Raw genomic sequence first — 6,690 nt, 5'->3', positions numbered from 1 at the left:
GACGTCCTAGCGACGCCGGGTCCCCCGCCGTCGCGCCGACCCCGTCCCGGCGCGACGGCGGGTGGACCGCGCACGGGCGGGGTCGTCCGGGCGGCGACCGCGGGCCACGGTCGCCGCCCGGCCCGTTGCGGGCCCCCAGGTGCCAGAACGCACGTGGTACGCGGCGGCGGAACAGTCGGTGCAGGGCCAGCACGGCGGGGAGCTCATCCTCGGCGAGGTCTTCGCCAACGGCACCAGGACCGGTCACCGCCACTGGAACCGGCTGCCCGACGGCAGGCACATCGACCTCACGGCCGACCAGTTCCGCCCGGATGAGGCCGTCGTCGGCGGTCAGGTGCAGCAACGGCCGCCGGGCACCCCGACGATGCCGCGCCGAGCACGAGACGCTGAGGCAGCGGGTGCTCGTCGAACTGTCGTCCCGGCCTTCCCCCCGCCGGGCGGCCACCGGAGAGGCCCGGTCGAGGGCTGCCGGCGGGCGGAGCCGCGGTCGCGACACACCGCGACATCCGCGACACGCAGAGGCATTGACATCGATTGCACATCCCGGCAGGCTTTGTGAAACCGTCTGCGGGCAGGCGGCGAACCGGGTTGTTCGAGTTGTGCCGAGTAACGTCAATCGATGTTCCCCTCAGCGATGAGGGAAATGCGTAACACCTCGTAGTAGTACCTGGACGTCGACGGTCCCTTTCGCCTGCCGGGCGTTTTCTCGCCTGTCCGGGGGCAGAGTCCTGCCGTTCGTGCGTCGCCGTCCCGACTCGTTGCCGAAGCCAGGGGGTGTCGCGGTCGTGGCTGCTGTGATTCGTCCGGAGCCAGATCCCGGGTCGGCCTGGTCGTCTTCTCTCGATGGATCGGAGATCTGATGCGCGTCGCCCTGCTCACCACGACTCAGCACGGCCATCTGAACCCGTATGTTCCGGTGGTCAACGCGCTCCAGAGTGCTGGCAGTGAGGTCGCGCTGTTGCTGTTGTCCGCCGACGGCGGCGCGCTCGACGAGCAGCGCCGCCAGGCACTGGGCAAGGCAGAGGTCCACGGGGTCGGGCAGGTCGAGATGGCGCCGTGGAGCGACGACCCGGCGAAGATCGGCCCGATGCTCCGGTCGTCGCCGGTGGCGGACCAGACCGCCGACGCGATCCGGGCGGTCGAACCGGACTTCGTGCTCGTCGACTCGCTGCCGGTCACGGCGGCGGCCATGGTCGGCGCGCACGCGTCCGGCGTGCCGTACGGGATGATCTGGGCCAACCTCGGCGGAGTGTGCCCGGCCGAGCACCGGCGGGGCCGCTGGCCCTACGACGAGCAGGTCGGCGCCTATCTGACCGGGCACGGGGTGGGGTGGTCGACCCGGACCCACTCCGCGCGGTCGCCGATCCTCAACCTGATGCCGACGATTCCCGCCCTCGTCGGTGCCGACGCGGTGACCGACGACGGTGTGCAGCTCGTCGGGCTGCCGGGCGCGGCGGGGGCACGCGGGGACGAGGTCGCCTTCGCGGGCCTGGACCGGCTCGACCCCGACCGCCCGGTGGTGTACGTGTCCTTCGGCACCATCTTCTACCGGCGGCCGGAGCTGCTGCGCACGGTGATCCTCGGGGCGGCCGCGACCGGTGCCCAGGTGATCGCCGCGGTGGGCGACCTCGCCGCGGAGCTGGCGCTGCCCGACGACGTGCTCACCGCCCCCTACCTGCCGCAACGTGAGGTGCTCGAACGCGCCGACGTGTTCGTCACCCACGGCGGCTACAACTCGGTGGCGGAGTCGGTCCGGGCGGCGACGCCGATGCTGGTGATCCCGCTGGCGGTGGACCAGCCCATCCAGGCGCACTTCGTGGGCAGCGCGGGCTTCGGCACGGCGTTGCCGCCGGCCGACGTCACCGGGCAGGCGGTCGCCGCCGCGGTCGCCGACCTGCTCGATCCCGCCCGGGACTACCGGGCCCGGCTGCGCGCCGCGCAGCCGGAGTGCGGCGACTCCGCCGCACGCACGGCCGAGCTGGTCGTCGGCGCGGTCGAGACGCTGCAGCGGCAGGGGGCGCGGTGACCATCGAACTGCAGCGGCCGGTCGGCGACCCGATCGTGCTCGACGATCCCGGGCGTCACTCGTTCCGGGTGGACCGCCGCGCCTACACCGACGAGGACGTGGCCGCCCGGGAACTGACCCGCATCTTCGACCGGTGCTGGTTGTACGTCGGGCACGAGTCGGAGGTGCCCGGGCCGGGCTCGTACGTGGCCCGCGACGTCGGCGGGCGTCCGGTGGTCATGGCGCGCGGGTCCGACGGGGTGATCCGGGTGTTCGCCAACAGTTGCACCCACCGTGGGGCCCTGATCTGCTCGCAGCCGGCCGGGCAGGTCAGATCGTTCCGGTGCCCGTACCACGACTGGACGTTCTCCAATCAGGGCGACCTGGTCGGGGTCCCGATCCCGGACGGATACGGGCCGGGTTTCCGGAAGGCGGACTTCGGCCTCGCGCGGCACCGCAGTGACACCTACCGCGGTTTCGTGTTCGTCACTTTCGATCCGCAGCAGCCGCTCACCCTGACCGAATACCTGGCGGGTGCGACGGAATACCTCGACCTCGTCGACGACCAGTCCGAGGCGGGGATGGAGGTGATCCGCGGCGCGCAACTGCACGGGGCCCAGGCCAACTGGAAGCTCATGATGGAGAACAGCGTCGACATCTACCATTTCCGGGCCCTGCACAAGCGGTACGTCAGCTACATGGAGTCGCTCGGGTCGGTGCCACCCCGGCGGCGGGGCGGCTTCGGCCGTGCCCTCGGCCGGGGTCACGGCGCCAACGAGCTGCCGCCGGCGGCGGCCCGGCCGCTCGCCTACTGGACGCCGATGTTCGGCGCGGAGGTCCGGCCCCGGATCGAGGCGACGGCCGCCCGCTTCGTCGACCGGTTCGGCCCCGAACGCGCCCAGCGGATCACCGGCACCAACCGCGCGCTGCTGGTCTTCCCCAACCTGATGATCATCGACGCGATCGCGATCACGATCCGCAAGATCGACCCGGTCGGCGCCGGCCGGATGGCCATCACCTCGGTCGCCCTGGCCCCCAGGGACGAGGATCCGGACATCCGGGAGCTCCGCAAGAGCCACTACCTGACGTTCCTCGGTCCCGCCGGCTTCGCCACCCCCGACGACATCGAGATCATCGAGTCGTGCCAGCGGGGCTACCTCAACCGCACGGTCCGCTACTCCGACCTGTCCCGGGGCATGAACAAGGAGGTCCCGGAGACGACCGACGAGCTTCCCGCCCGCGAGTTCTGGCGGCAGTGGGACCGGCTGATGCACGGCGACGACGGCCACCACGTCGAGGCCGCCCACCCCGGCGGCGCGCACGGGACGGGACCACGATGACCATCGAGCTGAGCGTCGACGAGGCGGCCCAGGTCCGGCTGTGGCACCGGGTGAGCCGGTTCCTGTTCCGCGAGGCGCGCCTGCTCGACGAGTGGCGCCTGCGCGAGTGGTACGACGAGATGCTGACCGACGACGTCCGCTACGCGGTGCCCGCCACCGACGTCCGCGACGGGACGACCGACGCGCTCGGGCTCGTCGACGACGACGCCGCCCGGCTGCGCCAGCGCATCGAACAGCTCCTCAACGACGAGGTGTGGTGCGAGAACCCCCGGTCGCGGACGAACCGGATGATCGGCAACGTGGAGATCCTGGCCGACCGGGGCACACACCTCGACGTGGCGGCGAACGTCGTCGTGCACCGGTTCGGGCACGGGCGCTCCGACGCCTACGTCGGAAAGTACCGGTTCGAGCTGGTCGTCGCGGGCGAGTCGTTCCGGGTCCGGCGACGGGTCGTGGTGCTCGACCACGAGACGTTGTACGAGCACGGCAAGCTCAGCATCATCCTGTGACCGGGCAGTGACGGCGGCCGGCACCGGCAACGCCCCACCCGTTGCCACCGCCCAGCCGGGTCTCCCCCGCGAGGTCTACGTCCTCAGTGTCGTCGGTGGCTGCGTCATGCTCGGCCTGGGGCTGGTGCTGCCGGTGCTGCCGGTGTACGCGGCGACGTTCGGGGCGGGGCCCACCCGGATCGGCGTGCTCGTCGCCCTGTTCGCGTTGCTGCGGCTGGCCGCCAGCCCGTTCTGCGGCCGGCTCGGCGCCCGGTTCGGGGAACGGCGGGTCCTCGTCGCCGGCCTGCTGCTGTGCGCGGTCTCCTCGGCCCTCACCGCGTTCGCCTCGTCCTACGGGCAGTTGCTCGTGTTCCGGGGCCTCGGCGGCGTCGGTTCGGTGCTGTTCTCGGTGTCCGCCCTGGCGACGCTCCTGGCGGTCGCGCCGGCCGACCGGCGGGGCCGGGCCAGCGCCGTGTTCGAGGCGGGCTTCCTGCTCGGCGGGGTCTGCGGACCGGCGCTGGGCGGGCTCCTCGCCCTCGTCGACCTGTCCACGCCGTTCCTGGCGTACGCCGTGCTGTTGCTGGCCGCCGCGGCGCTGACCCTGGCGGTGCTCCGCACCGGCCGCACCGCCGGCGCGGAGCCCGGCCGGGACGCGGTCGGGCTGCCGGTCCTGCTGCGGGACCGCCGCTACGTGGCGGCGTGCCTCGCGGCGCTGGCGCAGGGCTGGGTCCTGTTCGGGCTGCGCGGCGCGCTGGTGCCCACGGTGGTGGTGGCCTGGCGGCACGACGTGACGTGGGTCGGCTGGGCGTTCACGACGTCCGCCGTCGTCCAGGCGCTGCTGATCGTTCCGGCGGGTCGGGTCGTGGACCGGGCCGGCCGCCGGCCCGCCATGGTCGCCGGCACCGGGGTGGCCGCGGCGGCGATCGCCGCCCTGGCGTTCGTGGACAGCTACGCCTGGCTCGTCGTGCTGCTCTGTGTGTACGCGGCGGGTTCGGCGCTGCTCAACGCCGCGCCGGCCGCGCTGATCGGTGACGTCGTCGCGGGCCGCGCCGGCAGTGGCGTCGCCGTCTTCTCGATGTGCACCGACGTCGGCGCCGTGGTCGGGCCCGTCGTGGTCGGCCTCGTCGCCGAGCGGGTGGGCGTGCCGGCCGCCTTCGGCAGCGGCGCGGCGCTCCTGGCCGCCGCCTTCGTGGCGGCGTGGACGTTGCCAACTGTTCGGCCAATGCGAAGGAGTTGATCGATGAGCCAGCCGGATGTCCGCCACGAGCAGGGCGTGGCCATGTTCCAGCAGGTCTTCGGCCGCGAACCGCGCCCGGGCTCCTACCCGGAGTTCCTGCGGATCACCGTCGACCACCTGTTCGGCGAGATCTGGACCCGCCCGCACCTCAGCGTCGAGGAGCGGGAACTGGTGGCGCTGACCGCGGTGGCGCTGGCCCGGACCGACTGGGAGCTACGCGGCCACATCGGCGCCGCCCTGCACCTCGGGATGTCGCGGGAGAAGATCGTCGAGGTCATCATCCAGCTCGCCTACTACGGTGGCTGGCCGGTGGCCAACAACGGGCTGCGCGTCGCCCAGGAGGTCTTCGCCGAGTTGGACGCCGCCGCGGACAAGGACGCGGACCGTGACCGGTGAGTCGTCTCCCCTCGACCCGGCCGAGAAGGTCGACCTGTGGCGTCAGCGGTTCTTCGAGGCCCAGGCCGCCGCGGAGGAGTTCGTCCTGGGCGAGCACGGCGAGGAGGGCCTCGCCGCGTGGATCCAGGCGAACTCCCGGATCACCGCGGAGCTGCTGCGGGCGCAACGGCCCGCCGGGGTGTCCGCCACCGACCACTTCATGACGCGGCTGCGCAACCAGCTGTTGCTGTACGACTCGGCGGTGACGAGTGAGCCCGGCCCCTCGGGCACCGTCCTGCGCAACGCCGACTGCGGGATCCTGCGGTACCGCAAGCGGGCCGCCCGCGCCGGCGTCGTGCTGACGTTCTCGTCGCCGTGCGCGTACTGCCAGGAACTCAACACCGCCATCGCCGCCCGCTACGTGGAGCCGGACGTCACGGTGACCTGTGACCAGGCGGGCGAGGGGTGCACCTGGCGCGCGGAGTCCCCTCCTCACGCACCGGCGGGGGACGCGGCCGGCTCGCCGCAGCGGGGACGGGCCGGCGCCTGAACCACCGGCAGGGCCGTGCGGTCGGGGGCCGGCGACCGGCTGGCGTCGAGCGTCATGCCGAGTTGCCGGCCCACGGCCACGCACAGGTCGACCGCCGCGGTGCGGGTCAGGTCCTGGTGCTCGTTCTGGGTGACGCACGCCGACGCCACGTTCCTGTTCCGCAGGCGCAGATACCACGGGAACAGCGCGCCCAGCGCGGGCTCGGTCAGCATCGTGCGCGAGTGGACGATCGTGCCCACCAGCAGGTTGCCGAACGGGCGGTGCGGGGCGTTCATGAAGCTCTTCAGGCGTTCCTGGAAGATCTTCAGCACGGCCGGCACGTTCCCCGCGTACACCGGCATGGCGAGCAGCATCGCCTGCGCGCCCTCGGCCAGGTCGACGACGTGCGCGAAGTCGTCGTCGAGGGTGCACCGGCCCACCTCGGGATCGAGGCAGGTGTCCTCGCCCTCGCACATCGCGATGCGGTGGTCGATCAGCCGGATCCGTTGGATCTGCGCGTCGCCGACCTCCCGGACGACGCCGGTGATCGCCGCTTCGAGCAGCGCGTCGGTCACCGACGGCAGACGTTTCTGCGTGCAGGACAACGCGACGATCTTCATTCGAGGGCCTCCCCTGTCCGCTCGGCGCCAACCCGGGGCCGGCCACCTGACGAAGCCCCGTGGCCGTCACGCGGAGGCAGCACCAACCTACCGACA

Annotated in this window: 8 protein-coding genes; 7 read left to right on the top strand and 1 reads right to left on the bottom strand. The window is 72.6% G+C overall.

Annotated elements, in window-relative coordinates:
* The first annotated feature begins 61 nt into the window (after positions 1-61).
* The 7 genes from ACVMYR_RS19905 (at position 62) to ACVMYR_RS19875 (ending at position 5,995) form a co-directional block, all read left to right on the top strand.
* The gene (locus ACVMYR_RS19905) at positions 62-559 is read left to right on the top strand and encodes a YunG family protein (protein ID WP_457122395.1); all 498 of its coding nucleotides are present in this window, start codon (positions 62-64) and stop codon (positions 557-559) included.
* A 300-nt stretch (positions 560-859) separates the two neighbouring features.
* The gene (locus ACVMYR_RS19900) at positions 860-2,026 is read left to right on the top strand and encodes a glycosyltransferase (RefSeq protein ID WP_457122394.1); all 1,167 of its coding nucleotides are present in this window, start codon (positions 860-862) and stop codon (positions 2,024-2,026) included.
* A complete protein-coding gene (locus tag ACVMYR_RS19895; protein WP_396788316.1) occupies positions 2,023-3,345 on the top strand; it encodes an aromatic ring-hydroxylating dioxygenase subunit alpha in 1,323 nt (440 codons plus the stop codon). Before ACVMYR_RS19900 ends, ACVMYR_RS19895 begins: the two co-directional genes overlap by 4 nt.
* A complete protein-coding gene (locus tag ACVMYR_RS19890; RefSeq protein ID WP_457122393.1) occupies positions 3,342-3,854 on the top strand; it encodes an aromatic-ring-hydroxylating dioxygenase subunit beta in 513 nt (170 codons plus the stop codon). Before ACVMYR_RS19895 ends, ACVMYR_RS19890 begins: the two co-directional genes overlap by 4 nt.
* A gap of 7 nt (positions 3,855-3,861) precedes the next feature.
* Entirely contained in the window at positions 3,862-5,070 is a 1,209-nt protein-coding gene (locus tag ACVMYR_RS19885) for an MFS transporter (protein ID WP_077937279.1), read from the top strand.
* Between the two features lie 3 nt (positions 5,071-5,073).
* Positions 5,074-5,466 (top strand): carboxymuconolactone decarboxylase family protein, encoded by a 393-nt coding sequence (locus tag ACVMYR_RS19880; RefSeq protein WP_077937278.1) that lies wholly within the window; start codon positions 5,074-5,076, stop codon positions 5,464-5,466.
* Complete coding sequence (locus ACVMYR_RS19875) at positions 5,456-5,995, top strand: hypothetical protein (protein ID WP_077937277.1); 540 nt, start codon at positions 5,456-5,458, stop codon at positions 5,993-5,995. The genes ACVMYR_RS19880 and ACVMYR_RS19875 overlap by 11 nt, the downstream gene beginning before the upstream one ends.
* Here the strand turns inward: ACVMYR_RS19875 and ACVMYR_RS19870 are convergent.
* Positions 5,938-6,594, bottom strand: coding sequence for a flavodoxin family protein (locus tag ACVMYR_RS19870; RefSeq protein ID WP_077937276.1), 657 nt, complete (start codon positions 6,592-6,594; stop codon positions 5,938-5,940). The two genes, ACVMYR_RS19875 and ACVMYR_RS19870, sit on opposite strands and share 58 nt — an antisense overlap.
* Between the last annotated feature and the right edge of the window lie 96 nt (positions 6,595-6,690).

This window comes from Micromonospora sp. PTRAS2 (assembly GCF_054052245.1).
Note: the sequence above shows the minus strand (reverse complement) of the source record. Positions and strands in the feature narration are given on the sequence as shown.

What these genes read in the sequence shown, in the direction of transcription:
- ACVMYR_RS19890 (WP_457122393.1), top strand. Translation starts at nt 3,342, where the DNA reads ATGACCATCGAGCTGAGCGTCGACGAGGCGGCCCAGGTCCGGCTGTGG.
- ACVMYR_RS19880 (WP_077937278.1), top strand. Translation starts at nt 5,074, where the DNA reads ATGAGCCAGCCGGATGTCCGCCACGAGCAGGGCGTGGCCATGTTCCAG.
- ACVMYR_RS19870 (WP_077937276.1), bottom strand. Translation starts at nt 6,594, where the DNA reads ATGAAGATCGTCGCGTTGTCCTGCACGCAGAAACGTCTGCCGTCGGTG.
- ACVMYR_RS19900 (WP_457122394.1), top strand. Translation starts at nt 860, where the DNA reads ATGCGCGTCGCCCTGCTCACCACGACTCAGCACGGCCATCTGAACCCG.